This window comes from Variovorax sp. VaC1 (genome assembly GCF_043658315.1).
Lineage (GTDB): Bacteria > Pseudomonadota > Gammaproteobacteria > Burkholderiales > Burkholderiaceae_C > Variovorax.
Map to the genome: position 1 here is coordinate 52,319 of NZ_JBIGLT010000002.1, position 26,677 is coordinate 78,995.

Consider the following 26,677-nt stretch of genomic DNA (forward strand, 5'->3'; position numbering starts at 1 on the left):
CCGGCGCCTTCAGCGCACGAGGTCCCAGCCCATCATCACGGCGGCAAAGCCCATGAGCGCCGTGCCGCCCCAGCCGAGCCAGCGGGTGCGCCGGCCCGAGGTGAACACGCCCATGACCTTCTCGCGCGTGACCAGGATCATCATCGCCGCCATGATCGGCACCGCGACCACCCCGTTGATGACCGCGCTCCAGTACAGCGCCTTCATGGGGTCGATGGGCGTGAAGTCGAGCGCTGTGCCGACCAGCGTGGCCACGGCGATGATTCCGTAGAACTCCTTGGCCTCGCGCCAGTGCCGCTCCAGGCCTTCTTCCCACCCGAAGGCCTCGGCCACCGCATAGGCCGCGGAAGACGCCAGCACGGGCACGGCCAGCAGCCCGGTGGCGATGATGCCGCCGGCGAACAGCCAGAAGGCGAAATCGCCCGCCAGCGGACGCAGGGCCTCGGCCGCCTGCGCCGCCGAGGTCACGTCGTGCACGCCCGCCGTGAACAGTACCGACGCCCCCACCACCATCACGAAAAACGCGATCAGGTTCGAGAAGGTCATGCCGACCCAGGTGTCCAGCCGCACGCGCCGCAGGTCGTGCCGCACCTGCTTGTCGGTGCCGCGCCGGCCGCCCTTGAGCCGCAGTTCCTCGACCTCCTGAGAGGCCTGCCAGAAGAACAGGTACGGCGAGATGGTGGTGCCCAGCAGCGCCACCAGCATCATCCAGTAGTCGCTGCTCCACTGCAGCTTCGGCACGACCAGGTCGTGCAGCACCCGGCTCCATTCGACCTGCACCACGAACACCGCCGCCACGTAGGCGAACAGCGTGAGCGTGAGCCACTTGAGGATGTGAGCCAGCTTGCGATACGGCACGAACACCTGCAGCAGCACGGTGACCACCCCGAAGATCAGCGAATGGAAGTGCGCCCCGCCGCCCACCACGAGCTGCAGCGCCTCGCCCATGGCGGCGATGTCGGCCGCGATGTTGATGGTGTTGGCCACCACCAGCAGCGCCACCAGCGCGACGAGAAAGCCGCGCGGCATGTGCTCGCGCAGGTTGGCCGCCACGCCCTTGCCCGTGACGCGCCCGATGCGCGCCGACACCAGCTGGATCGCCACCATGAAGGGCAGCGACAGGAACACGGTCCAGAGCAGGCCGGTGCCGAACTGGGCGCCGGCCTGGGTGTAGGTGGCAATGCCCGACGGGTCGTCGTCGGCCGCGCCGGTCACCACGCCGGGCCCGACGTGGCGCAAAAAGGAGGGGATGCGTTTCTTCATGTCGGCCGATGGTGGCATGCCGAGACTGACCTCCACATGAATCCTGCGTGTCAAAAGACGCGGATCAGGCCCTTTCGGAGAACAGCGTCACGATCACCTGCCGCAGCCAGCGGTTGCCCGGGTCGGCCTCGAAGCGCTTGCTCCAGTGCAGCGACACGCTGAAGTCGCGCAGCGGAAACGGCGGCTCGACGATGGCGTAGTGCCCCTCCTCGGCAAAGCCGCGCGCGATATTGCGCGGCATCACCACCGCCAGGTCGGTGGCGCGCACGATGGCCGGCAGCACCATGAAGTGCTCGGTCGTCAGGCGCAGGCGGTCTTCGAGGTTCAGCAACTGCAGGATGCGCAGGGTGTCGGCATGCGTGCGCACGGCCACGTAGTCGAGCTCCTGCAGGGCTTCGAGCAGCGCCTGCCCGCTGCGGCGGCGCCTGACGAAGGGGTGGTCCTTGCGCAGCAGCACGATGTAGCGGTCTTTCAGCAACTGGGCGCGCTGGGTGTCCTTCACCTTGGGCAGGAATCCGAAGGCGAAGTCGACCCGGCCGCTGTCGAGCGCATCGGCAATGTCGCCGGCGGCCAGCGGCATGGTCTCGACCCGCACGCCCGGCGATAGCTCGCGCAGCCGCGCCATCAACGCCGGCAGGAAGCGGCCTTCGCCGATGTCGCTCATGTGGATGCGAAACAGCTTGCGCGAAGCCGCCGGGTCGAAGCGCTCGGGCTCGGCCAGCGCCTGCTGCAGCAAGGTCAGCGCCGACTGCACCGACACCGCCAGCCGCTCCGCCCGCGGCGTGGGCGCCACCCCGCCGGGCGCGCGTGTGAAGAGCGCGTCGCCCAGCAGCAGGCGCAGCCGGGTCAGGCCATGGCTGGCCGCCGGCTGCGTCAGGCCCAGGGCCTCGGCCGCGCGGCTCACGTTGCGGGTCCGGTAGACCGCGTCGAAGAGCCGCAGCAGGTTGAGGTCCACCGCGTCGATATGCACTGAATTCATGTTGGATAGCCGTCTTATTTTATTGAAGTATGGCGGCACGCCCACCACACTGCGGCACCCCAGAAAAAAGAGACACGATGGAAGTTTCATTCAGCAAGGAAGTCGAGATGCTGCGTCTCGGCGCAGGCGACACTTTTCACGGCGAGGGCATCCTCGCGATCACCAAGGGGCTGCTGCAATCGGGCGTGGCCTATGTCGGCGGCTACCAGGGGGCGCCTGTGTCGCACCTGCTGGACGTGATGGTCCAGGGCAAGACCTACATGGACGAGCTGGGCGTGCACGTGGAGGCCTGCTCCAACGAAGCCTCGGCCGCCGCGATGCTCGGCGCCTCCATCCACTACCCGCTGCGCGGCGCGGTCACCTGGAAATCGATCGTCGGCACCAACGTGGCGGCCGATGCGCTGTCCAACCTGTCGTCGCCCGGCGTGACCGGCGGCGTGCTGGTGGTGGTGGGCGAAGACTACGGCGAAGGCGCCAGCGTGATCCAGGAGCGCACGCACGCCTATGCGCTCAAGTCGAGCATGTGCCTGCTCGATCCGCGGCCCGACCTCGGCGTGATGGTGCGCATGGTGGAAGAAGGCTTTCGCCTCTCCGAAGCCTCGAACATGCCCTGCCTGATGGAACTGCGCATCCGCACCTGCCATGTGCGCGGCAGCTTCGAGTGCAAGGACAACGTGGCGCCCGCCGTCTCGACCCGCGCGCTGATGACCGAGCCGGCCGGCTTCGACTACATGCGCCTGGCGCACCCGCCCGTCACCTTCCGCCACGAGAAGCTCAAGGGCGACGCGCGCATTCCGGCCGCGCGGCGCTACATCGTCGAGCATCAGCTCAACGAGCTGATTCCGGGCCGGCGCCATGCGGACCTCGGCATCGTGGTGCAGGGCGGCCTGTACAACGCGCTCATCCGCAGCCTGCAGCAGCAGGGTCTGGCCGATGCCTTCGGCGACACCGACATCCCGATCCTCGTGCTCAACGTCACCTACCCGCTGGTGCCCGAGCAGGTGGCCGACTTCTGCGTGGGCAAGCGCGCAGTGTTGGTGGTGGAAGAAGGCCAGCCCGAGTACATCGAGCAGGACATCGCCACGCTGCTGCGCCGGCGCGACATCCAGACGCCGCTGCACGGAAAAGACATGCTGCCCTCGGCCGGCGAGTACGGCGTCGAAGTGCTGTCGGGCGGCGTCGGCGCCTTTGCCGCGAAGTACATCGAGAACAGCGAGGCCTCGTCGTCGGCGCAAGCGTGGCTCGCCGGCAACCGCGAGCGCCGCGAAGCCGTGGCGCGCCGCCTGAGCGCGCCGCTGCCCAACCGGCCGCCGAGCTTCTGCATCGGCTGCCCCGAGCGGCCGGTGTTCTCGGCCCTCAAGCTGGCGCAGCAGGAGACGGGGCCGGTGCACATCGCGGCCGACATCGGCTGCCACGCCTTCGGCACCTTCGAGCCCTTCTCGATGGGCCATTCGATCCTGGGCTACGGCATGAGCCTGGCCAGCCGCGCGGGCGTGGCGCCGATGATGAACCGCCGCACGCTGTCGATCATGGGCGACGGCGGCTTCTGGCACAACGGCCTGCTGACCGGCGTGCAGAGCGCGCTCTTCAATGAAGACGACGCGGTGCTGCTGATCTTCAAGAACGGCTACACCTCGGCCACCGGCACGCAGGACATCATCTCCACGCCCGACGACGAGATCAAGGAACGCGCGGAAGACAAGCAGCAAAGCCTGGTCGACAAGAACCAGACCATCGAAGCCACGCTGACGGGCCTGGGCGTGAAGTGGATGCGCACCGTGACCACCTACGACGTGGAGCGCATGCGCAAGACGCTGACCGAGGCCCTCACCAGCGACTTCAACGGCCTGAAGGTGGTGATCGCCGAGGGCGAATGCCAGCTGGAGCGCCAGCGCCGCATCAAGCCCTGGATTGCCGGGCTGCTGAAAAAGGGCGAGCGCGTGGTGCGCGTGAAGTACGGCGTCGATGAAGACGTGTGCAACGGCGACCACGCCTGCATCCGCCTGTCGGGCTGCCCCACCCTCACGCTCAAGGACAACCCCGATCCGCTGAAGGTCGACCCGGTGGCCACCGTGATCGACGGCTGCGTCGGCTGCGGCCTGTGCGGCGCCAACGCCCATGCGGCCACGCTGTGCCCGAGCTTCTACCGGGCCGAGGTGGTGCAGAACCCCAAGTGGCATGAACGGCTGCTGCACGGCCTGCGCGGTGCGGTCGTGCGCGCACTGCAACCCGCGTAAAGGGGCAAGGACATGGAAAACAACCGCCCCATCACCCTGCTCGTCTGCGCCCTCGGCGGCGAAGGCGGCGGCGTGCTCACCGAATGGCTGGTGGACATCGCCCGCCATGCCGGCTACGCCGCACAGAGCACGTCGATCCCCGGCGTGGCGCAGCGCACCGGCGCCACCACTTACTACATCGAGGTGTTCCCGGTGCCGCTCGCGCAGCTCGGCGGCCGGCGCCCGGTGTTCAGCCTGAGCCCGGTGCCGGGCGCGCTCGACGCCATCGTGTCGTCGGAGCTGCTCGAAACCGCGCGCCAGATCGGCAACGGCATGAGCGCGCCGCTGCGCACGCTGGTCATCAGCTCGTCGGCGCGCATCTTCACCACCGCCGAGCGCATGGAGCCGGGCGATGGCCGCGCCGACGCGCAACGGCTGCTCGACGTGGTCAAGGCCTTCAGCCGCGAGCACCATGTGTTCGACATGAACGCCATCGCGCGCGACGCCGGCACGGTGGTCAGCGCGGTGATGCTCGGCGCCATCGCGGGCAGCGGCCTCTTTCCGTTCAAGCGCGAAGCTTATGAACACGTGGTGCGCGGCGGCGACGCCAGCGCACCCGAGAAGCTGAGCAAGATGGCCGCAGCCAGCCTGCGCGGCTTTGCCGCCGCACTCGACGCGGTGAGCGCGCCGCGCGCGCAGGCCGCCTTCGTCAACAGCATGATGGCGAACGACACCGCCGATGCACCGCCACCGCCGCGCGCCCTGCCCGACGAACTGGCGCGGCGCTTTCCGCCCGCCGTGCACGACATGCTCGCGCTCGGCCATGCACGCGTGCTCGACTACCAGGACGCCGGCTACGCCGCGCTGTATGCCCAACGCCTGGGCCGCGTGCTCGACGCGGAGCGCGGCGCCGACCCGGCCGGCGCGCAGGGCTTTGCCATCACGCGTGAAGCCGCGCGCTGGCTCGCGCTGTGGATGGCCTTCGACGACATCGTGCGCGTCGCCGCGCTCAAGGGCCGCGCCAGCCGGGCGCAGCGCGTGCGGCAGGAAGTGCGCGCCACCGACGAAGACATCGTGAAGGTCTACGACCACTTCAAGCCCGGCGCGGCCGAGTTCGCTGCGCTGCTGCCGCCCGGCTTGTCGCGCCGCGTGACCGCATGGGATCGCCGCCGGCAGGCGCGCGGCCTTGCGCCCTGGGCGCTGCCGCTGAAGGTCGGCAGCCATTCGGTGTTCGGCATGGCGTCGCTGCGGCTGCTGGCCTCGCTGCGCTGGCTGCGCAAGCGCGGCAGCCGCTTTGCCGAAGAGCAGGCCCTCATCGAGCGCTGGCTCGCCGCGGTGGAAACCGGCACGCGCGAAGCCTGGGCGCTGGGCCACGAGCTGGCGCTGTGCGGCCGGCTCATCAAGGGCTATGGCAGCACCAACGAACGCGGCAAGCACAATCTGCTGCATGTGATCGACGAACTCGCCGGCCGCGCGGCCTTGTCCGCGCCGGCACGGGCCGAGGCCATCGCCGCCGCCCGCGAAGCGGCACTGGCCGACGAAGGCGGCAAGGCGCTCGACGCCGCGCTGGTGCAGCACGGTGCCGCCCCGCGCCCCGTGCAGGCGCAGCCGATCCGCTGGATGAAGCGCAAGCCCACCGGCGGCGCCTGAGACGGAAGGCCCGCCGATGCCCCTTCTGAACGTGGAAGACTACCGGCGCCGCGCGCGCCGGGTGCTGCCGCGCCTCGTGTTCGACTATGTCGATGGCGGCGCGGAAGACGAGCGTTGCCTGCAGCGCAACCGCGACGCGCTGGAAAGCCTGCCGCTGATTCCCGAATGCCTGCGCGACACCAGCGCCATGGACATCGGCATCGAGCTCTTCGGCCGCCGCTGGCGCGCGCCCTTCGCCATTGCGCCCATCGGGCTGGCCGGCCTCGTGCGGCCCGGCGCCGATGCGTTGCTTGCCGGCGCCGCGCAGGCCGCGCGCGTTCCCTTCATTCTCTCGACCGCATCGAACACGCGCATCGAGGACGTGCGCGCCGCCGCGCCCGATGCCACGCTGTGGATGCAGCTCTACGTGATGGGCGAGCGCGCCATTGCCGAGCGCATCGTGCGCCGCGCGCGCACCGCCGGTTTCGAGGCGCTGGTGCTCACGGTCGACGTGCCGGTCAGCGGGCTGCGCGAGCGCGACCTGCGCCACGGCTTTCGCGTGCCGATGCAGCTCACGCCCGGCACGCTGCTCGACATGGCGCGGCATCCCGCATGGCTGCTGCGGCTGGCACGCAGTGGCGCGCCGCAGTTTGCGAACCTGCTGCCCGACGACGACGGCGCGCCGGTATCGGCACAGACCCAGGCCGCGCTGCTCTCGCGCGCGATGGACCGCACGCTCACCTGGGACAGCCTGGCCTGGCTGCGCAAGCTCTGGGACGGGCCGCTGCTCATCAAGGGTCTGCTGGGGGCCGAAGATGCACGCCGCGCGCTGCGCCATGGTGCCGACGGCATCGTGGTCTCGAACCACGGCGGGCGCCAGCTCGATGCCGCGCCCGCCAGCATCGCGGCACTGCCGGCCATTCTGGATGCGGTCGGCGGCCGCATCCCCGTCCTCATGGATGGGGGCATCCGGCGCGGCAGCGACATCGTGAAGGCACTGGCGCTCGGTGCGCGCGCAGCCCTTGTCGGCCGCGCTCCGGTCTATGGCCTGGCCTGCGGCGGCGAACAGGGCGCGCTGTCGGTGCTGCAGCTGCTGGCGCAGGAAACCGAGCGAACGATGACGCTGCTGGGTGCCAGCGGCGTGCATGAACTGGGGCCGCGCCATGTCGATCGGCCCGTGCCGCGTTCGCTCACCGAACAGGACGGCGCCGCGCAACGAATCAAGGAAACCCCGCACGAGAAAGCCTCCATTTACCCGGCGCGCGCGACTGCCTAGGCTGACCGACCTCGACGCTTTCAAGACACCACAAAGAAGGAGACACATGCCAAGCACCCACCAACCCCGGCCCCGGGGCACACGACCGCAACGCACCTTGCGTGCCTCGCCTCTTGCGCTGCTCGCGGCCTGCGCCGCGCTCGTCGCGGGCACGCCCGCCGTGCAGGCGCAGGACAAGCCCGTGCAGCTCAAGCTGTCGAGCTGGGTGCCGGCGCAGCATCCGCTCAACCCTGCGCTGCAGGCCTGGGCGGACGACATCAAGAAGGCGTCGAACGGCAGCATCACCGCGATCCTGTTTCCGTCGGAACAGCTCGGCAAGGCCTTCGACCACTACGACATGGCGCGCGACGGCATCGCCGACTTCTCGTACGTGAACCCGGGCTACCAGCCCGGCCGCTTCCCGGTCATGGCCGGTGCGTCGCTGCCCTTCCTGTTCGCCAACGGCAAGGAAGGCTCGGCCGCCATCGACGCCTGGTACCGCAACTACGCGGCCAAGGAAATGAAGGACGTGAAGTACTGCTTTGCGTTCGTGCACGACCCCGGCACCTTCCACTCGCGCAAGAAGATCGTGGTGCCCACCGACGTCAAGGGCCTGAAGGTGCGGCCGGCGACCAGCACCGTGGGCCAGCTCATCACCTCGCTGGGCGGTACCAACGTGCAGGCATCGGCGCCCGAGTCGCGCGACATGCTGGAGCGCGGCGTGGCCGACGCCATCACCTTCCCCTGGGGTTCGATCGGCCTCTTCGGCATCGACAAGGTGGTGAAGTACCACATGGACGTTCCGCTGTACGTCACGCCCTTCGTGTGGGTGATGAACAAGGGCAAGTACGAAGCGATGTCCACCGCGCAGAAGAAGGTGATCGACGACCACTGCACCAGCGAATGGGCGCAGAAGGTGGCCGCACCGTGGGCCGACTTCGAGTTCGCCGGCCACGCCAAGATGGCCGCGCTGCCGGGCCACGAGATCTACAAGCTCACGCCGGAGCAGCTCGACGCATGGCGCAAGGCCGCCGCGCCGTCCGAGGCGCAATGGGCCGAGAGCGTGAAGAAGGTCGGCGAAGACCCGAAGGCCGTGATGGACGCGCTCAAGGGCAGCCTCGCCAAGTACAAGTCGGCACTTTGATCGATCGCCCCCTCGGGGGCATCGGCCTGAAAAGGGAGACACATGGCTACACGGTCCGCCAGCTACATGGACCGCGCGATCAACACGATCGAATGGCTTGCCGCCATCTTCGTGGGCATCGTCGCGCTCAACATCTTCGTGGCCGTGGTGCTGCGCAAGTTCTTCGACACCTCGATCCCCGACGCCTACGACTTCGGTCGCATGCTGCTGGGCATCCTGATCTTCTGGGGCATCGCGGCCACCAGCTATCGGGGCGGCCACATCACGGTCGACCTGGTGTGGACGGCCGCGAGCCCGCGCATGAAGCGCGTCATCGACGTGTTCGCCACGCTGGTGCTGCTGTTCGTGGTGGCGGTGCAGACCGCAATGCTGTTCGACAAGGTGCGCGGCACCTACGTCGACAACGTGCAGACCTACGACCTGAACATTCCGACCTGGCCGTTCTACGCGGTGGCCTGGACCGGCGACGTGTGCGCGGTGTTGCTGATCGCCATTCGCACCTACCGGCTCATCTTCCATCCCGAACAGCTCGAAGAAACCCACCCTGAACAGAAGGCGGACGAATGAGCCCCGATGCAGTTGCCATCCTGGGCTTTGTCGCCCTGTTCGTATTGATGCTGTTGCGCGTGCCGGTCGGCATGGCGATGGGCCTCGTGGGAGTGACCGGCTACAGCTACCTCGTGGGCCCCGGGCCTGCGCTGAAGCTGGTGGGCCAGACATCGATGCGCACCGTGACCGACTACACCTTCGGCGTGATCCCGATGTTCATGCTGATGGGCGCGCTGGTGTCGGTGTCGGGCGTGAGCCGCGAGCTTTTCAAGGCGGCCAACTCGATGATCGGCCACCTGCGCGGCGGCCTCGGCGTGGCCACCGTGGTGGCATGCGGCGGCTTCGCGGCGATCTGCGGCTCGTCGGTGGCCACGGCCGCCACCTTCTCGGCGGTGGCATACCCGGAGATGCGGCGCTTCAACTACCCGCAGTCGTTCTCGACCGGCGTGATCGCCGCGGGCGGCACGCTGGGCGCGATCCTGCCGCCATCGACCGTGCTTGCGGTCTACGCCATCCTCACGCAGCAGGACATCGGCAAGCTCTTCATGGCGGGCATCGTCCCCGGCATCCTCGCGATGGCGATGTACGTGATGACCATCGCGATCATCGTCAAGCTGCGGCCCGACTGGCTGCCCGGCGGCGAGGTCAAGCCATGGTCCGAGCGCATCAAGGACCTGAAGAACGTGTGGGCGCCGCTGGTGCTTTTCATCTTCGTGATCGGCGGTCTCTACGGCGGCTTCTTCACGCCGACCGAGGCAGGCGGCGTGGGCGCGAGCGGCGCCTTCATCCTCGGGCTGGTGCGGCGCAAGCTCGACGGCCCGAAGATCCGCGAGGCCCTGCTCTCGGCCACGCGCACTGCGGCGGCCGTGTTCACCGTGCTGATCGGCGCGCTGCTCTTCGGTTATTTCCTCACCATCACGCAAAGCCCGCAGAAACTGACCGAGTTCCTCACCAGCCTGGGCATCGGCCGCTACGGCGTGCTCGCGCTCATCATGCTGATGTACCTTGTGCTCGGCTGCCTGATGGACGCGATGGCCATGATCATCCTGACCGTGCCCATCATCTATCCGGTGATCGTGCACCTGGGCTTCGATCCCATCTGGTTCGGCGTGATCATCGTGATGACGGTCGAGCTGGGGCTCATCCATCCACCGGTGGGCATGAACGTCTTCGTCATCAAGAGCGTGGTGAAGGACGTGAGCTTCACCACCATCTTCAAGGGCGTGCTGCCGTTCATCGTGACGGACATCGTGCGCCTGGTCATCCTGATCGCCTTCCCGATCATTGCCTTGTGGCTGCCAACGAGAATGGGCTGATGAGCGACAACAACAGCAATAGCGACGGCAAGGAAGTCGTCTACACCGCGCGCGTCGAGTTCGGCGATTGCGACCCTGCCGGCATCGTCTGGTTTCCCAATTTCTTCCGCTGGATCGATGCGGCCTCGCGGCACTTCTTTGCCGAGTGCGGCGTTCCGCGCTGGGAAGAAACGACCGAGACGCTCGGCGTGATCGGCACGCCACTGGTCGATACCCACACGCGCTTCGTGAAGGCCGCAAGCTACGGCGACACACTGCGGATTGCAGTGCGCATCACCGAATGGCGCGAGAAGAGCTTCGTGCAGACCTACCGCGTGACACGCGGCGAAGACCTGATTCTCGAATGCGAAGAGGTGCGGATCTTCGGTGCGAAGCGTGAAGGCGGGGGGATTCGGGCGGTGGCGATTCCGGGTTCGATCCGGGCGCTTTGCGAGTAGGCCTGGCTGTCAGTGCGCGTCGGCCTGCAGCTTCGCAAGCAGGCCATCGACGCCGCGGTCGATCAGGTCGAAGACTTCGATGAAGTCCTTCTGGCCGCCATACCAGGGGTCGGGCACATCGCCCTCGATGCCATCCGCGAATTCCGTGAACATGTGCACCTTGTCAGCCGTTCCCGTGGGAGCGAGCCTGCGGAGCGCGGCGCAGTGGTGCGTCGTCATGCCGACGATGAGATCGAAGCGCGCGAAGTCGTCGGTGCGAACCTGCCGCGCACGGTGCGCGTGCATCTCGATGCCGCGCCGCCGCGCCTCGGCCACCGAACGCGGGTCGGGCGGATTGCCGCGCTCCTCGTCGGAGATGGCGGCGCTGTCGACTTCGACCTCGAAGCCTGCAGCCCGCGCCTTATGCATGAGCAGCGTATGGGCTGTGGGGGAGCGGCAAATGTTGCCAGTGCAAATGAACAAGACCGATGGTTTCTTCATCTGCGCATTGTCGATGCCCCGCTACCAAGCGTCGCCGATGCCGAGCCCCTGTTTCAGATGGGCTGCGAGCGCCGCAGCACCCTGCAGCAAGAAGCTGATCGCATCCTGAAAAACCGGCACCTCCGTCGCTGAAAAACACGGCGGGGCCTGAGGGATTGCCCGTGGCAAGGGTTGACGCTCCATATGCCGCGGTGCAACAATTCGGAATCTTTATTTCGGAGCCCCGTGCGTGGACAGTGCCAGTTGGATCAGTGACAAGACGCGTGCCTCGGCAGGCGTGACACTCCAGGCCCTTTAGCGCAGGCTCCCCGCGCTGTGGCCGCCGTGCACGCAGCGTGACCCCCTTGCCTTCCGGCAAGCGGTTCTCCCCTCCCGATTCCCGTCGTTCTCGTCACTGACTTTTTCAGTCAGCTTGCGTGCGCCCATGCACGAGGCCCTTCATTGCGAAGGAGCCTTGCCATGCGTCAATTTCAACTTCGTCAGCCGCAGCCGTTGCAGCAGCCGGTCGCTCGCCCGTCGGCGCCTGCACCGGCACGTGCGGCCGCGTCCGAGATCGACGGCGCGCTGGACAAGGCCGCCGCGCTCTGGACCACGCGCCGCATCCGCAGCTTCCTGATGCTGCTCGAACAGCCCACACGCGCCGCCCAGCGCTGAAGCGCGGCGCACGGACACCCCCCATCGCCACGCGAGAAGACAAGGAGGCACCCATGGACCCCGCTCCTCATTGGCGCCCTTGCGCGCCCCAGCCGTTCCGATCGATTGCAAGAGTGCAGCGCGCCGTGCTGCGGAGAGACTTCCACGCCTGACTGACGCGTGAGCTTCTTTCCTTCGCGGCCTGCGCCGCCGTGAAGGAGAGAAAAATGAAAAACGTCCTGAAGTCCTTTTTCGAGAGCTTCCTGCGCAGCCGCCACATGCTGCATCACTTCGAGCGCTGGCAGACGCTGCTGGGCCCGAAGCCCGCCGGCACCGGCTCCATCAGCATGCCGCCCGACATCGCGAAGGCCCTGGCCACGGCCTCGCGCACCGATGCCGGCGAGATGCTCGTCAGGCTCGCCAGTTCGCCGCGCGGCCTCAGCGAAGGCCATGCCCAGGTGCTGCGCAAGCGCCTGGGCAGCAACGAAGTCCGGCACGAGCAACCGCTGCCATGGTGGCGGCACCTGTGGCAGTGCTACCGCAATCCGTTCAACCTGCTGTTGACGGTGCTCGCGCTGATCTCGTACGCCACCGAGGACATGAAGGCCACGCTGGTGATCGGCAGCATGGTGGTGCTGTCGACGGTGCTGCGCTTTCTGCAGGAGTCGCGCTCCAACAAGGCAGCCGACCGGCTCAAGGCGATGGTGAGCAACACCGCCACGGTGCTGCGGCCCGCGCCGGGCTTCAAGGCCGGCCCGGCCGGCGACGAAGGCTTCGACACCACGCACGCCGGCACGGTGCGCGTGGAGGTGCCGATGCGCGACCTGGTGCCGGGCGAAGTGATCGCGCTGTCGGCCGGCGACATGATCCCCGCCGACTGCCGCCTGATCACCGCCAAGGATTTGTTCATCAGCCAGTCCGCGCTGACGGGCGAAGCCATGCCGGTCGAGAAGTTCGTCGTCGACCGCAATGGGCACGCGGCCGGCGTGCTCGAACGCGAGAACCTGCTCTTCATGGGCACCAACGTGATCAGCGGCACCGCCACCGCGCTCATCGTGCACACGGGCGACCGCACCTTCTTCGGTGCGCTGGCGCAGCGCGTGACGGCCACCGACCGCGGCACCAGCGCGTTCCAGGCGGGCATCAACCGCGTGAGCTGGGTGCTGATCCGCTTCATGCTGGTGATGGCGCCGCTGGTGCTGGTGATCAACGGCCTGGCCAAGGGCGACTGGTGGGAGGCGGCCCTGTTCGCGCTGTCGATCGCGGTCGGCCTCACGCCCGAGATGCTGCCGATGATCGTGACCGCCACGCTGGCCAAGGGCGCGGTGGTCATGTCGCGCCAGAAGGTGATCGTGAAGCGGCTGGAGGCCATCCACAACTTCGGCGCCATGGACGTGCTGTGCACCGACAAGACCGGCACGCTCACGCAGGACCGCATCGTGCTCGAACGCCACACCAACGCCTGGGGCGAGGCCTCGGACCACGTGCTGCAGCTGGCCTACCTCAACAGCTTTCACCAGACGGGCCTGAAGAACCTGCTCGACAAGGCGGTGCTGAGCCATGCCGAGATGCAGCTCGAGACGCGGCTGCAGACCGCCTACCGCAAGATCGACGAAGTGCCCTTCGACTTCTCGCGCCGCCGCATGTCGGTGGTGGTGGCCAACGGCGGCAGCCAGCACCTGCTGATCTGCAAGGGTGCGCTGGAAGAGATCCTGTCGGTGTGCACCTCGGTCGAGCGTGGCGCCGAGGTGCTGGCGCTCGATGCCGACGTGCTCGCGCGCATCCACCGCGTGGCGTCGGAGCTCAATGCCCAGGGCCTTCGCGTGGTGGCCGTGGCAAGCCGCGCGCTGGCGCTCGATGCACAGAAGCCGGCCTATGGCGTGGCCGACGAATCGGGGCTCACGCTGCTGGGCTACGTGGCTTTTCTCGATCCGCCGAAAGAATCGACCGCGCCCGCGCTGCGCGCCCTGGCCGAGCATGGCGTGGCCGTGAAGGTGCTGACCGGCGACAACGAACTGGTCACGCGCAAGGTCTGCGCCGATGTGGGCCTGGAGGCCGGCCGCATGGTGCTCGGCCACGAGATCGAGGAGATGGGCGACGCCGAGCTGCGGGTGCGGGTCGAGCAGCACCAGGTGTTCGCCAAGCTCACGCCCGCGCACAAGGAGCGCATCGTGCATGCGCTGCATGCCAACGGCCACGTGGTCGGCTTCATGGGCGACGGCATCAACGACGCGCCGGCGCTGCGCGCGGCCGACATCGGTATCTCGGTGGACAGCGCGGTGGACGTGGCCAAGGAATCGGCCGACATCATCCTGCTCGAAAAGAGCCTGATGGTGCTGGAGCAAGGCGTGATCGAGGGCCGCCGCACCTTCGCCAACATGCTCAAGTACATCAAGATCACTGCCAGCTCGAACTTCGGCAACGTGTTCTCGGTGCTGGTGGCGAGCGCTTTCCTGCCCTTCCTGCCGATGTTGCCGCTGCATCTGCTGGTGCAGAACCTGCTGTACGACGTGTCGCAGATCGCGATTCCGTTCGACAACGTGGACGAAGAGTTTTTGAAGACCCCGCAGCGCTGGAACCCGGCGGACCTGGGCCGTTTCATGGTGTTCTTCGGGCCGCTGAGCTCGGTGTTCGACATCCTGACCTTCACAGTGCTGTGGTTCGTGTTCGCCGCCAATTCGGTGGACCACCAGACGCTGTTCCAGTCGGGCTGGTTCATCGAAGGCCTGCTGTCGCAGACGCTGATCGTGCACCTGATCCGCACGCGCAGGATTCCCTTCCTGCAAAGCCGCGCCTCGTGGCCTCTGTTGGCCATGGGCGCCGCCATTGCCGCGGTCGGCATCTGGCTGCCGATGGGACCGCTGGCACACTATTTCAAGCTGCAGGCGCTGCCGCTGGCGTACTTCCCGTGGCTGGTGGCAATGCTGGTGGGCTATGCGTTGCTGACGCAGACGGTCAAGGGCTGGTATGCGCGGCGGTATGGGTGGCAGTGAGCGCCTGCGGCCTTGCGGGCTTCATGACACGCATATGACATTCGGCGGTTGCAAACTGCGGCATCAACAAGAAGAGGGAACCCATCGATGCAAGCCATTCATAACATCAACCTGCTCTCGCTCCTCGACACCTTCGTCAGCGTGACGGCAGCCTTCATCCTCGGCTCGCTGATCGGCCTGGAACGGCAGGTCCGGCAGCGCACTGCGGGCTTGCGCACCAACACGCTGGTGGCCGTGGGTGCCGCGGTGTTCGTCGACCTGGCCCAGCGGCTGGACGGCAGCGGCGGCGCGGTGCGCGTGGTGGCCTATGTGGTGTCGGGCATCGGCTTCCTGGGCGCGGGCGCGATCATGAAGGAAGGCGCCAACGTCACGGGCCTGAACACGGCGGCAACGCTGTGGGGGTCGGCGGCGGTGGGTGCCTGCGCGGGCGCGGACCTGCTCGGCGAGGCGCTGATCGCAGCGCTGTTCGTGCTGGCCAGCAACACGCTGCTGCGGCCGGTGGTGAACCGCATCAACCGCCAGCCGATCAGCGAGGGCGCGAGCGAAGCGACGTACGTGGTGCGCGTGATCTGCTCACGCGCGGCACGGCCCGAAGTGATGGACCAGCTGCTGCTGTTGCTCGAGGCCGCGAACTATCCGGTGCGCGACGTCGACCAGCACCCGTTCGGCCCGGCCGACACCGAGATCGGTGCAACGCTCTATGCGACAGCGGTCGAGCCTTCGGAGCTCGACCGTGTCATCGAAGACCTGGAAGTCCTCGACGGTGTGCAGCAAGCCTTCTGGAATGCCACCGCCGAGGAGTGATCCGAGGCCGACTTACACGCCCAGGATCGACACCGCCTTGGTGTTCAGGTAAGCCTCGAGCGCCTCGGGGCCGCCTTCCGAGCCGTAGCCCGAATCCTTCACGCCACCGAACGGCATTTCGGGCGACGGCGTGGCGGGCTGGTTGATCCACAGCATGCCGAGTTCGAGCTTCTGGCTCAGCAGGTGCGCGCTCTTGATCGACTTGGTGAAGGCGTAGCCGGCCAGGCCGAACGGCAGGCGGTTGGCTTCGGCGATGGCTTCTTCGAGCGTGTCGAAACCGCGGATGGCGGCAATGGGGCCGAAGGGTTCGTTGTTGAACACGTCGGCGTCCAGCGGCACGTCGGTCAGCACGGTGGGAGCGAAGAAGTTGCCGGTGTCGCCGACGCGTTCGCCGCCAGCAGCCACGGTGGCGCCCTTCTTGCGGGCATCTTCCAGCACATGGGCCATGGCCGTGAGGCGGCGGGCATTGGCCAGCGGGCCGATGGTCGTGCCTTCGGCGAGGCCGTCGCCGAGCTTCAGGCCTTCGGTGTACTTGACCAGCGTGCGGGCGAATTCTTCGCGCAGGCTGTTGTGCACCAGGAAGCGGGTCGGCGAGATGCAGACCTGGCCGGCGTTGCGGAACTTGGCGGCACCGGCGGCCTTGACGGCCAGCGCCACGTCGGCGTCTTCGGCCACGATCACCGGTGCGTGGCCGCCCAGTTCCATCGTGACGCGCTTCATGTGCGAGCCGGCCAGTGCGGCCAGTTGCTTGCCGACCGGGGTCGAGCCGGTGAAGGTGACCTTGCGGATGATCGGATGCGCGATCAGGTAGTTCGAGATTTCAGCGGGGTTGCCGAACACGAGGCCCACGGTGCCGGGCGGAATGCCGGCGTCGACAAAAGCCTGCAGCAGCGCAGCAGGCGATGCCGGGGTTTCTTCAGGCGCCTTCACCAGGAACGAGCAACCGGTGGCCAGCGCGGCACCGAGCTTGCGCACGATCTGGTTGATGGGGAAGTTCCACGGCGTGAAGGCGGCGACGGGGCCCAGCGGCTCCTTCAGCACGAGCTGCTGCGCGGCCAGGTTGCGCGACGGCACGATGCGGCCATACACGCGGCGGCCTTCGTCGGCGAACCATTCGATGATGTCGGCGGCGGCCAGCGTCTCGACCCGGGCTTCGGCGAGCGGCTTGCCCTGCTCTTGCGTCAGCAGCTTGGCGATTTCAGGGGCGCGTTCGCGGATCAGGCCGGCGGCGCGGCGCATGACGGCGGCGCGCTCGTTAGCGGGGGTGTTGCGCCACTTTTCAAAGCCGCGTTGAGCAGCGGCCAGGGCACGGTCGAGGTCGGCGATGCTGGCGTGCGCCACCTTGCCGATGGCCTTGCCGGTGGCGGGGTTCACGACGTCCAGCGTCTTGCCGCCGGTGGCGTCGACCCATTCGTTGTCGATCAGCAGGCGTGTGTCGGTGTAGGTGGCGGTCATGGCGAACTTTTCCTTCGGGACTGGATGATGAAAAGGGGGAAATCTGGATGCGCGACGCGGCACCACGGGGTGGTGCGCTTGCAACAACGGCGGCAGCAGGCTGCCGGACGCGTAGATTAACCCGAGTTCACAATCCGCGCCGAGGCTGGGAAACCCGCCCCCGCGCGCCTTTCACAGCACCAGCAGCGCCCGGAAGTCGTTGACGTTGGTGTGGGAAGGCCCGGTGATCAGCAGGTCGCCGATGGCACCGAAGTAGGTGTAGGCGTCGTTGCGGTCCATGTAGTCCGACAGCTTCATGCCCTTGGCCGTTGCACGTGCCAGCGAGTCGGGCGTGACGAAGGTTCCGGCGTTGTCTTCCATGCCGTCGATGCCGTCGGTGTCGCCCGCCAGCGCCCAGACGCCCGGCTGCCCCATGAGCGCGCCGGCCAGGCCCATGCAGAACTCGCCGCCGCGGCCGCCACGGCCCTTGGGCTGGCCGGGCTTGCGGGGCCGGATCGTCACCGTGGTTTCGCCGCCCGACAGGATGACGCAGGGCCTGGCGAAGGGTTGGCCATGGAGCGCCACCGCGCGCGCGAGCGCGGCATGCACCTTGCCGACCTCGCGCGATTCGCCTTCCATCTCGTCGCTGAGGATGTGCGCATCGAGGCCGGCCGCGCGCACCACCTGGGCCGCCGCCTCCAGCGACTGCTGGGGCGTGGCGATCACGTGCGTCTGGTGGCCCGCGAACACCGGGTCATTCGGCTTGGGCGTTTCGAGCGCCCCGCTCTCGAGCTGCGCGCGCACCGGTGCGGGCACGTCGATGGCATAGCGCTCGAGGATGGCGAGCGCATCGGCGCAGGTGGTGGCGTCAGGCACCGTCGGGCCGCTGGCGATGACCGCCGGATCGTCGCCGGGCACGTCGCTGATCGTGAGGGTGACGACGCGCGCCGGCGCGCAAGCTGCGGCCAGCCGGCCGCCCTTGATGCGCGACAGGTGCTTGCGCACGCAGTTCATCTCGCCGATGCTCGCGCCGCTCTCGAGCAGCTGCGTGTTGATGCGCTGCTTGTCGGCCAGCGTGAGGCCTTCGGCCGGCAGCACCAGCAGCGACGAGCCGCCGCCCGAGATCAGGCACAGCACCAGGTCGTCGGCCGTGAGGCCTTGCGTCAACGCGAGGATGCGCTCGGCGGCGCGCAGGCCGGCTTCGTCGGGCACCGGGTGCGCCGCCTCGACCAGCTCGATGCGCCGTGGCAGGCCTTCGGGCCGCGGCGGAATGTGGTCATAGCGCGTGACGACCAAGCCCGACAGCGGCGCGTCGGCCGGCCACAGGGCTTCGAGCGCCTGCACCATCGAGCCCCCCGCCTTGCCGCAGCCCAGCACCAGGGTGCGGCCCTTGGGCGGCGGCGGAAGATGGGGGCCGAGCGTGGACAGCGGCAGCGCGCGGTCCACCGCCACGCGGTAGAGATGTTCGAGAAAGGCGCGCGGATCTTCGCGTGGATCGGGGGCAGCGGCCAGGGACGGATTCGATGCGGTCATTGCTGTATGTCTCCAGTCCGGCAATTGTGCTGCGGACCAGGCCCCGCCCCTTCGCCGGTCAACTTTTTCGGGATGCCTAGTTCGTCTTTGCGCCGGCCTGGAACCAGCGGCCGATCAGGGCGCGCTCTTCGTCGGTGATGCCGGTCGCGTTGTTCATCGGCATGATCTTGGTGACCACGACCTGCTGGTAGATCGCCTGCGCATGCGCGGCCACCTGCTCCGGCGAATCGACCCGCACGTTCTTCATCTGCACGGACGCGCCGTGGCACATGAAGCAGCGTTGCGCGAGCACCTTCTGCACGTCGGCGAAGGGCACCGCGGGTGCGGCCGCGGAAACGACCGGCGCCGCCACGGGTGCGGGCTTCATCCAGACGATGGTCAGGCCCAGCACCACGATGCCGACCAGCGCATAGGGCAGCGGGTTGCCCGCATTGCCGAGCTTGAAGCGATGACGCACCACGAAGAACTGCCGGATGGCCGCGCCGCCGAGCATGATGAGCAGCAGCACGATCCAGTTGTACTGGTGCGTGTAGGTGAAGCTGTAGTGGTTGCTCAGCATCGCGAACAGCACGGGCAGCGTGAAGTAGGTGTTGTGCACGCTGCGCTGCTTGCCGCGCTGGCCGTGCACCGGGTCGACCGGCTTGCCTTCGCGCAGTGCCGCCACGTTCTTGCGCTGGCCGGGAATGATCCAGAAGAACACGTTGCCGCTCATGGTGGTGGCCATCATGGCGCCCACCAGCAAAAAGGCCGCGCGCCCCGCGAACCACTGGCAGGCCAGCCACGTCGCGAAGGCGATGAAGATCGCGATCAGCACGCCGACGATGGTGTCGCCGTTCTTGCGGCGCCCGAAGATCTGGCAGATGCCGTCGTAGACCATCCAGAACACCACGAAGAAAGCCAGCGCCACGGCAATGGCGGCGCCGGGCTGCCAGTCCATCTTCGACTTGTCGATGAGGTAGGTGCTCGCGTTCCACAGGTACGACATGGTGAAGAGCGAGAAGCCCGTGATCCAGGTCGAGTAGCTCTCCCAGTACGACCAGTGCAGGTGGTCGGGCAGCTTCTTGGGCGCCAGCGCGTACTTCTGCATGTTGTAGAAACCACCGCCGTGCACGGCCCACTGCTCGCCGCCCACGCCCTTGTCGAGCGATTCTTGGTCGTGCGGCTTCTCGAGGCTGTTGTCCAGCATCACGAAGTAGAAGGAGGCGCCGATCCATGCGATGGCGGTGATGACGTGGACCCAGCGCAGCAGCAGGTTGGCCCAGTCGAGGTAGTAGCTTTCCATGTGCTTCTCTCTCAGCCCTGTGCACGCGTGGGGGCGTGGCAAAGGGGTTTCAGCCTGCTCACCACCGCGGGCGCTGTAAGCAGAGAAAGTGCCGCGAACGCAGGCTCCATGGAATGGGCCTCGCTCCGCTGCGGCTTGTTGTCGACCGAAAGTGTATACAGTTTTGGCAAGGGGCGGGATGCTTTTTTAGGGCGTCGTCGCCGGGAAAACCCTGTTCAGCCCAGCGATTGCAACAACTGTGCCGCCACCGCGACAGCGATCACCTCGGGCTCCTTGCCGGTGATGCCCGGCACGCCGATCGGGCAGGTGATGCGGGCCAGTTCGTCGGCCGTGAAGCCGCGCGCCTCGAGCCGGTGGCTGAAGGTGGCCCACTTGGTCTTGCTGCCGATCAGGCCGATGTAGGGCAGGTCGTCGCGCTCGCGCAGGCGCTTGAGGCAGGCGATGACGATGTCGAGGTCCTCGGCGTGGCTGAAGCTCATGATGAGCACGCGGCTGCCCGGCGCGAGCGCGGCCACGGCGTCTTGCACGGGCTCGGAATGCTCGGTGTCGATCTGCGCGGGCAGCTCGTCGGGAAAGACGCCGTCGCGGCTGTCGATCCAGCGCACCGCGAAAGGCAGCGCCGCCAGCAGGCGCGCGAGTGCGGCGCCCACGTGGCCGCCGCCGAACAGCGCCACCGGCTTGAGCTGCGCCACCAGTTCGCGCTGCAACGCCGGCGCGTCAGCCGCCGTGATGCGCTGGTACGACAGGAACATCACGCCGCCGCAGCATTGCCCCAGGCTGGGGCCGAGCGGATAGCGCTGGATGCCGTCGAAAGGCGCGCGTGTGCCGGCCAGCAGTTCGCGCGCTTCTTTGGTAGCCTGAAATTCGAGCTGGCCGCCGCCGATGGTGGCGGTCAGCGCGTCGGCCCACACCGTCATCCAGGTGCCTGCCTCGCGCGGCGCCGAGCCCTGCGTGGACTCGACGCGCACCAGCACCCCGTCTTCGTGGCGAAGACGCGCCAGCAGTTGATCGACCGCACCGCTCATTGCCGATACCTTCGGTTGCCCGGCCCGCGACGACTCACGGTATAAACCCGGCGATGAATCGCCAGCTTACGCCCCGCCGCCTTGCCCTTGCAGCCTCTGTTCTTTCCGCCTTGTGGCTCGCCGGCTGCGGCTCCACCGGGTCCGTGCCCGGCCAGTTGAGCGGTGCCAGCGGCGATGTGGGCGCAGGCCCCGCGCCGCGCGCATCGAATGCGGCCACCGCGCGCGACTACCGCCGCGACGCGGCGCGCCACATCTACGACACCAACCGCTCGCGCATCTACAAGGGCCAGCTGCCGCCGGTGCTCTATGCGGTCGGCACGCTGGAAGTGAACCTCGACACGGGCGGCAAGGTGCGCTCGATGCGCTGGCTGCGCGCGCCCAAGCACGCGCCCGAGGTGATCGCCGAGATCGAACGCACGGTGCTGAAGGCCTCGCCCTTCCCGCCGGCCACCCGCCTGGGCACCGTCACCTGGACGGACACCTGGCTGTGGGATGAAAGCGGGCGCTTCCAGCTCGACACCCTGACCGAAGGCCAGCAGCAAGGGGACTGACGACATCAAGACCCGCGGTAGGTGGAGTAGCTCCACGGGCTCACGAGCAGGGGCACGTGGTAGTGCTGGTCGGTGTGCGCCACGCCGAAATCCAGCGAGACCTTGTTCAGAAAGTTCGGCTCGGGCAGTTTCACGCCGCGCGCCTTGAAGTAGCCCGCCACGTCGAACACGAGGCGGTAGGTGCCGACCTTCAGCGAGTTGTTGTCGTAGAGCGGCCCGTCGCTGCGGCCGTCCAAATTCAGCGTGAAGCGCTTGACCAGCGTTGCGGCGTCGCCGTCGGTGGTGTACAGCGCCACCTCCATGCCCGCGGCAGGGCCGCCATGCATCGTGTCCAGTACGTGAGTGCTCAGGCCCATGGGGCGCTCCTTGAAAGTTCGAAAGTCGGATCGACGGGTGCGGGATATTCCGGTGGACAAAAGTGTATACAGTTCACGGCTTTGGGTCTATCATGAAAAACATGGAGTCCTCCACCACCCGTTCGATCGTCGACGCGCTCACGAAAGCGATCGTCGAGCACCGGCTTCAACCCGGCACCAAACTCGCCGAGCAGAAGCTGGCCGACCACTTCGGCGTGTCGCGCACCCTGGTGCGCCAGGCGCTGTTCCAGCTCTCTCAGAACAAGCTGATCCGGCTCGAACCCGCGCGCGGCGCCTTCGTGGCCGCACCGGCCGTCGACGAGGCCAAGCAGGTGTTCGCCGTGCGCCGCATGCTCGAAGCCGAGATGACGCGCGAGTTCGTGCGCACCGTCACGCCGGCCAAGATCAAGGCGCTGAAGGAACACGTCGCACTTGAAAAGTCGGCGGTGTCGGGCGAAGACATCTCGGGCCGTACCGAGCTGCTCGGCGACTTCCACGTGCGCATGGCCGAGCTCATGGGCAACCAGGTGCTGGCGCAGATTCTTGGCGAGCTGATCTCGCGCTGCGCCCTCATCACGCTGATGTACCAGAGCACCAGCGCGGCCGAGCACTCCAACGACGAGCACGCCGACATCGTGAAGGCGCTGGCCGCCCGTGACGAAGAGCGCGCCGTGCGCCTCATGACCGAACACCTGGAGCACGTCGAAGCCAACCTCACCTTCGACCGCAAGGTACCCACCAACGACATCTCGCTCGCCCTGGCCTGAACACCCATGACCGTCTACGACACCACCCTGCCCTACCCGCGCGACCTCGTCGGCTACGGCCGCAATCCACCGCACGCCCAATGGCCCGGCGGCGCACGCATCGCCGTGCAGTTCGTCCTCAACTATGAAGAAGGCGGCGAAAACGCCACGCTGCATGGCGACGCGGGTTCCGAGCAGTTCCTGTCCGAGATGTTCAACCCGGCGAGCTACCCCGACCGGCACATCAGCATGGAAGGCATCTACGAATACGGCTCGCGCGCCGGCGTGTGGCGCATCCTGCGCGAGTTCGAAAAGCGCGGCCTGCCGCTCACCGTGTTCGGCGTGGGCATGGCGCTGCAGCGCTACCCCGAGCTGACCGCCGCCTTCAAGGAACTGGGCCACGAGATCGCCTGCCACGGCTGGCGCTGGATCCACTACCAGAACCTCGACGAAGCCACCGAGCGCGAACACATGCGCCTGGGCATGGAAGCCATCGAGAAGCTCACCGGCGAGCGCGCCCTGGGCTGGTACACCGGCCGCGACAGCCCGCGCACGCGCCGCCTGGTGGCCGACTACGGCGGCTTCGAATACGACAGCGACTACTACGGCGACGACCTGCCCTTCTGGATGAAGGTACAGAAGACCGACGGCAGCGTGGTGCCGCAGCTCATCGTGCCCTACACGCTCGACTGCAACGACATGCGCTTCGCGCTGCCGCAAGGCTATTCGCACGCCGACCCGTTCTTCCAGTACATGAAGGACACCTTCGATGCGCTCTATGCCGAAGGCGACGCCAACGGCGACAACAGCCCCAAGATGATGAGCATCGGCATGCACTGCCGGCTGCTCGGGCGGCCCGGCCGCATCACGGCGCTGCAGCGCTTCCTCGATCACATCGCGCAGCACGACCGCGTGTGGGTCTGCCGGCGCGTCGACATCGCGCGGCACTGGAAGCAGGCGCATCCCTTCGAATCGGCCGCCACCGGAAACTGACCATGAGCCTCACCCTCGCCCAACTCAATGCCGCCGCGCCCGCCGCGGCCGTCGCCCTGCTTGACGGCGTCTACGAACATTCGCCCTGGATCGCGCAGCGCGCGCTGGTGCAGCGGCCCTTCCGCTCGCTCGCGCACCTGAAGCACGCGCTGGTGCAGGCGCTGGCCGCATCGACCGCCGACGAGCAGATCGGCCTGATCCGTGCCCACCCCGAGTTGGCTGGCAAGGCCATGGTCAGCAAGACGCTCACGGCCGAATCGACTCACGAGCAGAGCAAGGCCGGTCTGACCGACTGCACGCCCGAAGAGTTCGCGAAGATCCAGAAGTTCAACGCCGACTACAACGCCAAGTTCGGCTTTCCGTTCATCCTCGCGGTGCGCGGGCCGCGCGGCACAGGCCTGGCCAAGCGCGAGATCATCGACACCTTCGAGCGCCGGCTCTTCAATCATCCGGACTTCGAACTCGGCGAGGCACTGCGCAACATCCATCGCATCGCCGAGATCCGCCTCGACGACAAGTTCGCGGCCGACGTCACGCTCGGCAACGACGTGTGGGACTGGCAGGAGCAGCTCTCGGTGCACACCGACCCCGGCTATGCCGAGAAGGGCCAGCTCACCGTCACCTATCTCACCGACGCGCACCGTGCCTGCGCCGCGCAGATCAGCGCGCTGATGCGCGACGTGGGTTTCGACTCGGTGCACATCGACGCGGTCGGCAACGTGGTCGGCCGCTATGAAGGCGCCAAGCCCGACGCGAAGACCCTGCTCACCGGCTCGCACTACGACACCGTGCGCAACGGCGGCAAGTACGACGGGCGCCTGGGCATCTTCGTGCCGATCGCCTGCGTGCGCGAACTCAAGCGGCAAGGCAGGCGCCTGCCCTTCGCCTTCGAGGTGGTCGGCTTCGCGGAAGAAGAAGGCCAGCGCTACAAGGCCACCTTCCTGGGCTCGGGCGCACTCATCGGCCACTTCGACCAGCGCTGGCTCGACCAGAAGGACGCCGACGGCATCACCATGCGCGAGGCCATGCAGCACGCGGGCCTGAAGCAGGAAGACATTCCGAAGATCCAGCGCGATCCGGCCCGCTACCTGGGCTTCGTCGAAGTGCACATCGAGCAGGGCCCGGTGCTCACCGAGCTCGACCTGCCGCTGGGCATCGTCACATCCATCAATGGCAGCGTGCGCTACGTGGGCGAAGTGATCGGCATGGCCAGCCACGCCGGCACCACGCCGATGGACCGCCGGCGCGATGCGGCCGCTGCCGTGGCCGAGCTGATCCTCTACACCGAGCAGCGCGCCGCGAAAGACGGCGATTCGGTCGGCACCGTCGGCATGCTCGAAGTGCCCAGCGGCTCCATCAACGTGGTGCCGGGGCGCTGCAAGTTCAGCCTCGACCTGCGGGCGCCGAACAACGCGCAGCGCGACGCGCTCGCGACCGACGTGGTCAACGCGCTGAAGGACATCTGCGAGCGCCGTGGCGTGCGTTACGAGCTCGAAGAAACGATGCGCGCCGCCGCCGCGCCCAGCGCGCCCGCGTGGCAGCAACGCTGGGAACAGGCCGTCGATGCGCTGGGCATTCCGCTGTTCCGCATGCCCAGCGGCGCCGGCCACGATGCGATGAAGCTGCACGAGGTGATGCCGCAGGCCATGCTCTTCGTGCGCGGCATCAACTCGGGCATCAGCCACAACCCGCTCGAATCGAGCACCAACGACGACATCCAGCTTGCAGTGCAAGCCTTCCAATTGCTGCTGGACAACCTCGCCGCCGAACAAGCCCACTGATTCACAGAAGAACAACCATGACCGACTACACGAAGCTCGACGCCTGGATCGACGCCCACTTCGACGAGGAAGTGCAATTCCTGCAGCAACTGGTGCAGGTGCCCACCGACACGCCGCCCGGCAACAACGCGCCGCACGCCGAGCGCACCGCCGAGCTGCTGAAAGACTTCGGGCTCGACGCCGAGAAGCACGCCGTGCCCGCGCAGGACGTGAAAGACTACGGCCTCGAATCGATCACCAACCTGATCGTGCGCCGCAAGTACGGCAAGGAAGGCGACGGCGGCCGCACTGTGGCGCTCAATGCCCACGGCGACGTGGTGCCTCCGGGCGAAGGCTGGACGCACGACCCGTACGGCGGCGAGATCGCCGACGGCAGCCTCTACGGCCGCGCCGCAGCCGTCAGCAAGAGCGACTTCGCCAGCTTCACCTTCGCGCTGCGCGCGCTCGAAGCGGTGGCCAAGCCGACCAAGGGCAGCGTCGAGCTGCACTTCACCTACGACGAAGAATTCGGCGGCATCCTCGGCCCGGGCTGGCTGCTCAAGAACGGCCTGACCAAGCCCGACCTGATGATCGCGGCCGGCTTCAGCTACGAAGTGGTCACCGCGCACAACGGCTGCCTGCAGATGGAAGTGACGGTGCACGGCAAGATGGCGCACGCGGCCATCCCGACCACCGGCATCGATGCGCTGCAAGGCGCGGTGAAGATCCTGAACGCGCTGTACGCGCAGAACACGCTCTACCAGCAGGTCACGTCGAAGGTCGAGGGCATCACGCACCCGTACCTCAACGTCGGCCGCATCGAAGGCGGCACCAACACCAACGTGGTGCCCGGCAAGGTGGTGTTCAAGCTCGACCGCCGCATGATCCCCGAGGAGAACCCGGTCGAGGTCGAAGCGACGATCCGCAAGGTGATCGCCGATGCCGCCGCCGAAAGCGCCGGCATCACGGTGGACATCAAGCGCCTGCTGCTGGCCAATTCGATGAAGCCGCTGGCGGGCAACAAGCCGCTGGTCGACGCGATCCAGAAGCACGGCGGCGAACTGTTCGGCGAGCCGATCAAGGCCATGGGCACGCCGCTGTACACCGACGTTCGCCTGTATGGCGAAGCCGGCATTCCGGGCGTGATCTACGGTGCCGGCCCGCGCACCGTGCTCGAATCGCACGCCAAGCGCAGCGACGAGCGCGTGGTGCTGGAAGACCTGCGCCGCGCAACGAAGGTCATTGCGCGCACGCTGAGCGACCTGCTGGCCTGATCGGCGGTGACCCCGGCCAGCGCGG

Annotated in this window: 23 protein-coding genes; 15 read left to right on the top strand and 8 right to left on the bottom strand. The window is 67.5% G+C overall.

The window, feature by feature from the left end:
- Positions 1-9 precede the first annotated feature (9 nt).
- Both ACGLHS_RS07230 and ACGLHS_RS07235 read right to left on the bottom strand, forming a co-directional pair.
- Positions 10-1,263, bottom strand: coding sequence for an Nramp family divalent metal transporter (locus ACGLHS_RS07230; protein ID WP_256327235.1), 1,254 nt, complete (start codon positions 1,261-1,263; stop codon positions 10-12).
- A 64-nt stretch (positions 1,264-1,327) separates the two neighbouring features.
- The gene (locus tag ACGLHS_RS07235; RefSeq protein ID WP_394478287.1) at positions 1,328-2,242 is read right to left on the bottom strand and encodes a LysR family transcriptional regulator; all 915 of its coding nucleotides are present in this window, start codon (positions 2,240-2,242) and stop codon (positions 1,328-1,330) included.
- Positions 2,243-2,319: 77 nt separating this feature from the next.
- Here ACGLHS_RS07235 and ACGLHS_RS07240 point away from each other — a divergent pair, with 77 nt between their 5' ends.
- From ACGLHS_RS07240 to ACGLHS_RS07270, 7 genes are read left to right on the top strand one after another with little or no spacing between them, the layout of a single operon-like run.
- Positions 2,320-4,479, top strand: coding sequence for a thiamine pyrophosphate-dependent enzyme (locus ACGLHS_RS07240; protein WP_394478290.1), 2,160 nt, complete (start codon positions 2,320-2,322; stop codon positions 4,477-4,479).
- 12 nt (positions 4,480-4,491) lie between these two features.
- Positions 4,492-6,108, top strand: a complete 1,617-nt coding sequence (locus tag ACGLHS_RS07245; protein WP_394478296.1) for an indolepyruvate oxidoreductase subunit beta family protein — start codon at positions 4,492-4,494, stop codon at positions 6,106-6,108.
- Positions 6,109-6,124: 16 nt separating this feature from the next.
- Positions 6,125-7,363, top strand: coding sequence for an alpha-hydroxy acid oxidase (locus tag ACGLHS_RS07250; protein WP_394478299.1), 1,239 nt, complete (start codon positions 6,125-6,127; stop codon positions 7,361-7,363).
- Positions 7,364-7,409: 46 nt separating this feature from the next.
- Positions 7,410-8,486, top strand: coding sequence for a TRAP transporter substrate-binding protein (locus ACGLHS_RS07255; protein ID WP_394478301.1), 1,077 nt, complete (start codon positions 7,410-7,412; stop codon positions 8,484-8,486).
- Between the two features lie 42 nt (positions 8,487-8,528).
- Positions 8,529-9,053, top strand: a complete 525-nt coding sequence (locus tag ACGLHS_RS07260; RefSeq protein ID WP_256327234.1) for a TRAP transporter small permease — start codon at positions 8,529-8,531, stop codon at positions 9,051-9,053.
- Entirely contained in the window at positions 9,050-10,351 is a 1,302-nt protein-coding gene (locus ACGLHS_RS07265; RefSeq protein WP_093238575.1) for a TRAP transporter large permease, read from the top strand. Before ACGLHS_RS07260 ends, ACGLHS_RS07265 begins: the two co-directional genes overlap by 4 nt.
- Entirely contained in the window at positions 10,351-10,788 is a 438-nt protein-coding gene (locus ACGLHS_RS07270) for an acyl-CoA thioesterase (protein WP_394478304.1), read from the top strand. The genes ACGLHS_RS07265 and ACGLHS_RS07270 overlap by 1 nt, the downstream gene beginning before the upstream one ends.
- A gap of 9 nt (positions 10,789-10,797) precedes the next feature.
- Here the strand turns inward: ACGLHS_RS07270 and ACGLHS_RS07275 are convergent, their stop codons facing one another.
- A complete protein-coding gene (locus ACGLHS_RS07275; protein ID WP_394478307.1) occupies positions 10,798-11,268 on the bottom strand; it encodes a low molecular weight protein-tyrosine-phosphatase in 471 nt (156 codons plus the stop codon).
- Between the two features lie 459 nt (positions 11,269-11,727).
- Here ACGLHS_RS07275 and ACGLHS_RS07280 point away from each other — a divergent pair, with 459 nt between their 5' ends.
- The 3 genes from ACGLHS_RS07280 (at position 11,728) to ACGLHS_RS07290 (ending at position 15,698) form a co-directional block, all read left to right on the top strand.
- Positions 11,728-11,922, top strand: coding sequence for a hypothetical protein (locus ACGLHS_RS07280; protein ID WP_394478309.1), 195 nt, complete (start codon positions 11,728-11,730; stop codon positions 11,920-11,922).
- 206 nt (positions 11,923-12,128) lie between these two features.
- On the top strand, positions 12,129-14,894 hold the full coding sequence (gene mgtA / locus ACGLHS_RS07285; protein ID WP_394478312.1) for a magnesium-translocating P-type ATPase: 2,766 nt from the start codon (positions 12,129-12,131) through the stop codon (positions 14,892-14,894).
- An 87-nt stretch (positions 14,895-14,981) separates the two neighbouring features.
- Positions 14,982-15,698 (top strand): MgtC/SapB family protein, encoded by a 717-nt coding sequence (locus ACGLHS_RS07290; protein ID WP_394478314.1) that lies wholly within the window; start codon positions 14,982-14,984, stop codon positions 15,696-15,698.
- 12 nt (positions 15,699-15,710) lie between these two features.
- Here ACGLHS_RS07290 and ACGLHS_RS07295 read toward each other — a convergent pair whose 3' ends face one another.
- The 4 genes from ACGLHS_RS07295 to xdhC all read right to left on the bottom strand — a co-directional run bounded on the left by ACGLHS_RS07295 (position 15,711) and on the right by xdhC (position 20,972).
- Positions 15,711-17,153 carry an NAD-dependent succinate-semialdehyde dehydrogenase gene (locus tag ACGLHS_RS07295; RefSeq protein WP_093238567.1) on the bottom strand — a complete coding sequence of 481 codons (1,443 nt, stop codon included), beginning with the start codon at positions 17,151-17,153 and terminating at the stop codon, positions 15,711-15,713.
- A gap of 171 nt (positions 17,154-17,324) precedes the next feature.
- The gene (locus ACGLHS_RS07300; RefSeq protein WP_394478318.1) at positions 17,325-18,665 is read right to left on the bottom strand and encodes a glycerate kinase; all 1,341 of its coding nucleotides are present in this window, start codon (positions 18,663-18,665) and stop codon (positions 17,325-17,327) included.
- 76 nt (positions 18,666-18,741) lie between these two features.
- Positions 18,742-19,947: a urate hydroxylase PuuD gene (locus tag ACGLHS_RS07305; protein WP_394478320.1), complete on the bottom strand. Its 1,206-nt coding sequence runs from the start codon at positions 19,945-19,947 to the stop codon at positions 18,742-18,744.
- Between the two features lie 215 nt (positions 19,948-20,162).
- Complete coding sequence (gene xdhC, locus ACGLHS_RS07310) at positions 20,163-20,972, bottom strand: xanthine dehydrogenase accessory protein XdhC (RefSeq protein WP_394478322.1); 810 nt, start codon at positions 20,970-20,972, stop codon at positions 20,163-20,165.
- Positions 20,973-21,025: 53 nt separating this feature from the next.
- Here xdhC and ACGLHS_RS07315 point away from each other — a divergent pair, with 53 nt between their 5' ends.
- On the top strand, positions 21,026-21,523 hold the full coding sequence (locus tag ACGLHS_RS07315; protein ID WP_093238561.1) for a hypothetical protein: 498 nt from the start codon (positions 21,026-21,028) through the stop codon (positions 21,521-21,523).
- A 5-nt stretch (positions 21,524-21,528) separates the two neighbouring features.
- Here the strand turns inward: ACGLHS_RS07315 and uraH are convergent, their stop codons facing one another.
- The gene (gene uraH, locus ACGLHS_RS07320) at positions 21,529-21,879 is read right to left on the bottom strand and encodes a hydroxyisourate hydrolase (protein WP_394478325.1); all 351 of its coding nucleotides are present in this window, start codon (positions 21,877-21,879) and stop codon (positions 21,529-21,531) included.
- A gap of 92 nt (positions 21,880-21,971) precedes the next feature.
- Between uraH and ACGLHS_RS07325 the strand changes: the two genes are divergently transcribed.
- The 4 genes from ACGLHS_RS07325 to ACGLHS_RS07340 are packed head-to-tail and all read left to right on the top strand — an operon-like array spanning position 21,972 to position 26,652.
- Entirely contained in the window at positions 21,972-22,646 is a 675-nt protein-coding gene (locus ACGLHS_RS07325; protein WP_093238558.1) for a GntR family transcriptional regulator, read from the top strand.
- Between the two features lie 6 nt (positions 22,647-22,652).
- On the top strand, positions 22,653-23,618 hold the full coding sequence (gene puuE / locus ACGLHS_RS07330; RefSeq protein ID WP_394478328.1) for an allantoinase PuuE: 966 nt from the start codon (positions 22,653-22,655) through the stop codon (positions 23,616-23,618).
- Positions 23,619-23,620: 2 nt separating this feature from the next.
- Positions 23,621-25,399 (top strand): 2-oxo-4-hydroxy-4-carboxy-5-ureidoimidazoline decarboxylase, encoded by a 1,779-nt coding sequence (gene uraD, locus ACGLHS_RS07335; protein ID WP_394478331.1) that lies wholly within the window; start codon positions 23,621-23,623, stop codon positions 25,397-25,399.
- Between the two features lie 17 nt (positions 25,400-25,416).
- On the top strand, positions 25,417-26,652 hold the full coding sequence (locus tag ACGLHS_RS07340; protein WP_093238553.1) for an ArgE/DapE family deacylase: 1,236 nt from the start codon (positions 25,417-25,419) through the stop codon (positions 26,650-26,652).
- Positions 26,653-26,677: the final 25 nt, after the last annotated feature.

Excerpts from the sequence above, each read along its gene's own strand:
- ACGLHS_RS07230 (WP_256327235.1), bottom strand. The coding sequence starts at position 1,263 with ATGAAGAAACGCATCCCCTCCTTTTTGCGCCACGTCGGGCCCGGCGTG.
- ACGLHS_RS07235 (WP_394478287.1), bottom strand. The coding sequence starts at position 2,242 with ATGAATTCAGTGCATATCGACGCGGTGGACCTCAACCTGCTGCGGCTC.
- ACGLHS_RS07240 (WP_394478290.1), top strand. The coding sequence starts at position 2,320 with ATGGAAGTTTCATTCAGCAAGGAAGTCGAGATGCTGCGTCTCGGCGCA.
- ACGLHS_RS07245 (WP_394478296.1), top strand. The coding sequence starts at position 4,492 with ATGGAAAACAACCGCCCCATCACCCTGCTCGTCTGCGCCCTCGGCGGC.
- ACGLHS_RS07250 (WP_394478299.1), top strand. The coding sequence starts at position 6,125 with ATGCCCCTTCTGAACGTGGAAGACTACCGGCGCCGCGCGCGCCGGGTG.
- ACGLHS_RS07255 (WP_394478301.1), top strand. The coding sequence starts at position 7,410 with ATGCCAAGCACCCACCAACCCCGGCCCCGGGGCACACGACCGCAACGC.
- ACGLHS_RS07260 (WP_256327234.1), top strand. The coding sequence starts at position 8,529 with ATGGCTACACGGTCCGCCAGCTACATGGACCGCGCGATCAACACGATC.
- ACGLHS_RS07265 (WP_093238575.1), top strand. The coding sequence starts at position 9,050 with ATGAGCCCCGATGCAGTTGCCATCCTGGGCTTTGTCGCCCTGTTCGTA.
- ACGLHS_RS07270 (WP_394478304.1), top strand. The coding sequence starts at position 10,351 with ATGAGCGACAACAACAGCAATAGCGACGGCAAGGAAGTCGTCTACACC.
- ACGLHS_RS07275 (WP_394478307.1), bottom strand. The coding sequence starts at position 11,268 with ATGAAGAAACCATCGGTCTTGTTCATTTGCACTGGCAACATTTGCCGC.
- ACGLHS_RS07280 (WP_394478309.1), top strand. The coding sequence starts at position 11,728 with ATGCGTCAATTTCAACTTCGTCAGCCGCAGCCGTTGCAGCAGCCGGTC.
- mgtA (WP_394478312.1), top strand. The coding sequence starts at position 12,129 with ATGAAAAACGTCCTGAAGTCCTTTTTCGAGAGCTTCCTGCGCAGCCGC.
- ACGLHS_RS07290 (WP_394478314.1), top strand. The coding sequence starts at position 14,982 with ATGCAAGCCATTCATAACATCAACCTGCTCTCGCTCCTCGACACCTTC.
- ACGLHS_RS07295 (WP_093238567.1), bottom strand. The coding sequence starts at position 17,153 with ATGACCGCCACCTACACCGACACACGCCTGCTGATCGACAACGAATGG.
- ACGLHS_RS07300 (WP_394478318.1), bottom strand. The coding sequence starts at position 18,665 with ATGACCGCATCGAATCCGTCCCTGGCCGCTGCCCCCGATCCACGCGAA.
- ACGLHS_RS07305 (WP_394478320.1), bottom strand. The coding sequence starts at position 19,947 with ATGGAAAGCTACTACCTCGACTGGGCCAACCTGCTGCTGCGCTGGGTC.
- xdhC (WP_394478322.1), bottom strand. The coding sequence starts at position 20,972 with ATGAGCGGTGCGGTCGATCAACTGCTGGCGCGTCTTCGCCACGAAGAC.
- ACGLHS_RS07315 (WP_093238561.1), top strand. The coding sequence starts at position 21,026 with ATGAATCGCCAGCTTACGCCCCGCCGCCTTGCCCTTGCAGCCTCTGTT.
- uraH (WP_394478325.1), bottom strand. The coding sequence starts at position 21,879 with ATGGGCCTGAGCACTCACGTACTGGACACGATGCATGGCGGCCCTGCC.
- ACGLHS_RS07325 (WP_093238558.1), top strand. The coding sequence starts at position 21,972 with ATGAAAAACATGGAGTCCTCCACCACCCGTTCGATCGTCGACGCGCTC.
- puuE (WP_394478328.1), top strand. The coding sequence starts at position 22,653 with ATGACCGTCTACGACACCACCCTGCCCTACCCGCGCGACCTCGTCGGC.
- uraD (WP_394478331.1), top strand. The coding sequence starts at position 23,621 with ATGAGCCTCACCCTCGCCCAACTCAATGCCGCCGCGCCCGCCGCGGCC.
- ACGLHS_RS07340 (WP_093238553.1), top strand. The coding sequence starts at position 25,417 with ATGACCGACTACACGAAGCTCGACGCCTGGATCGACGCCCACTTCGAC.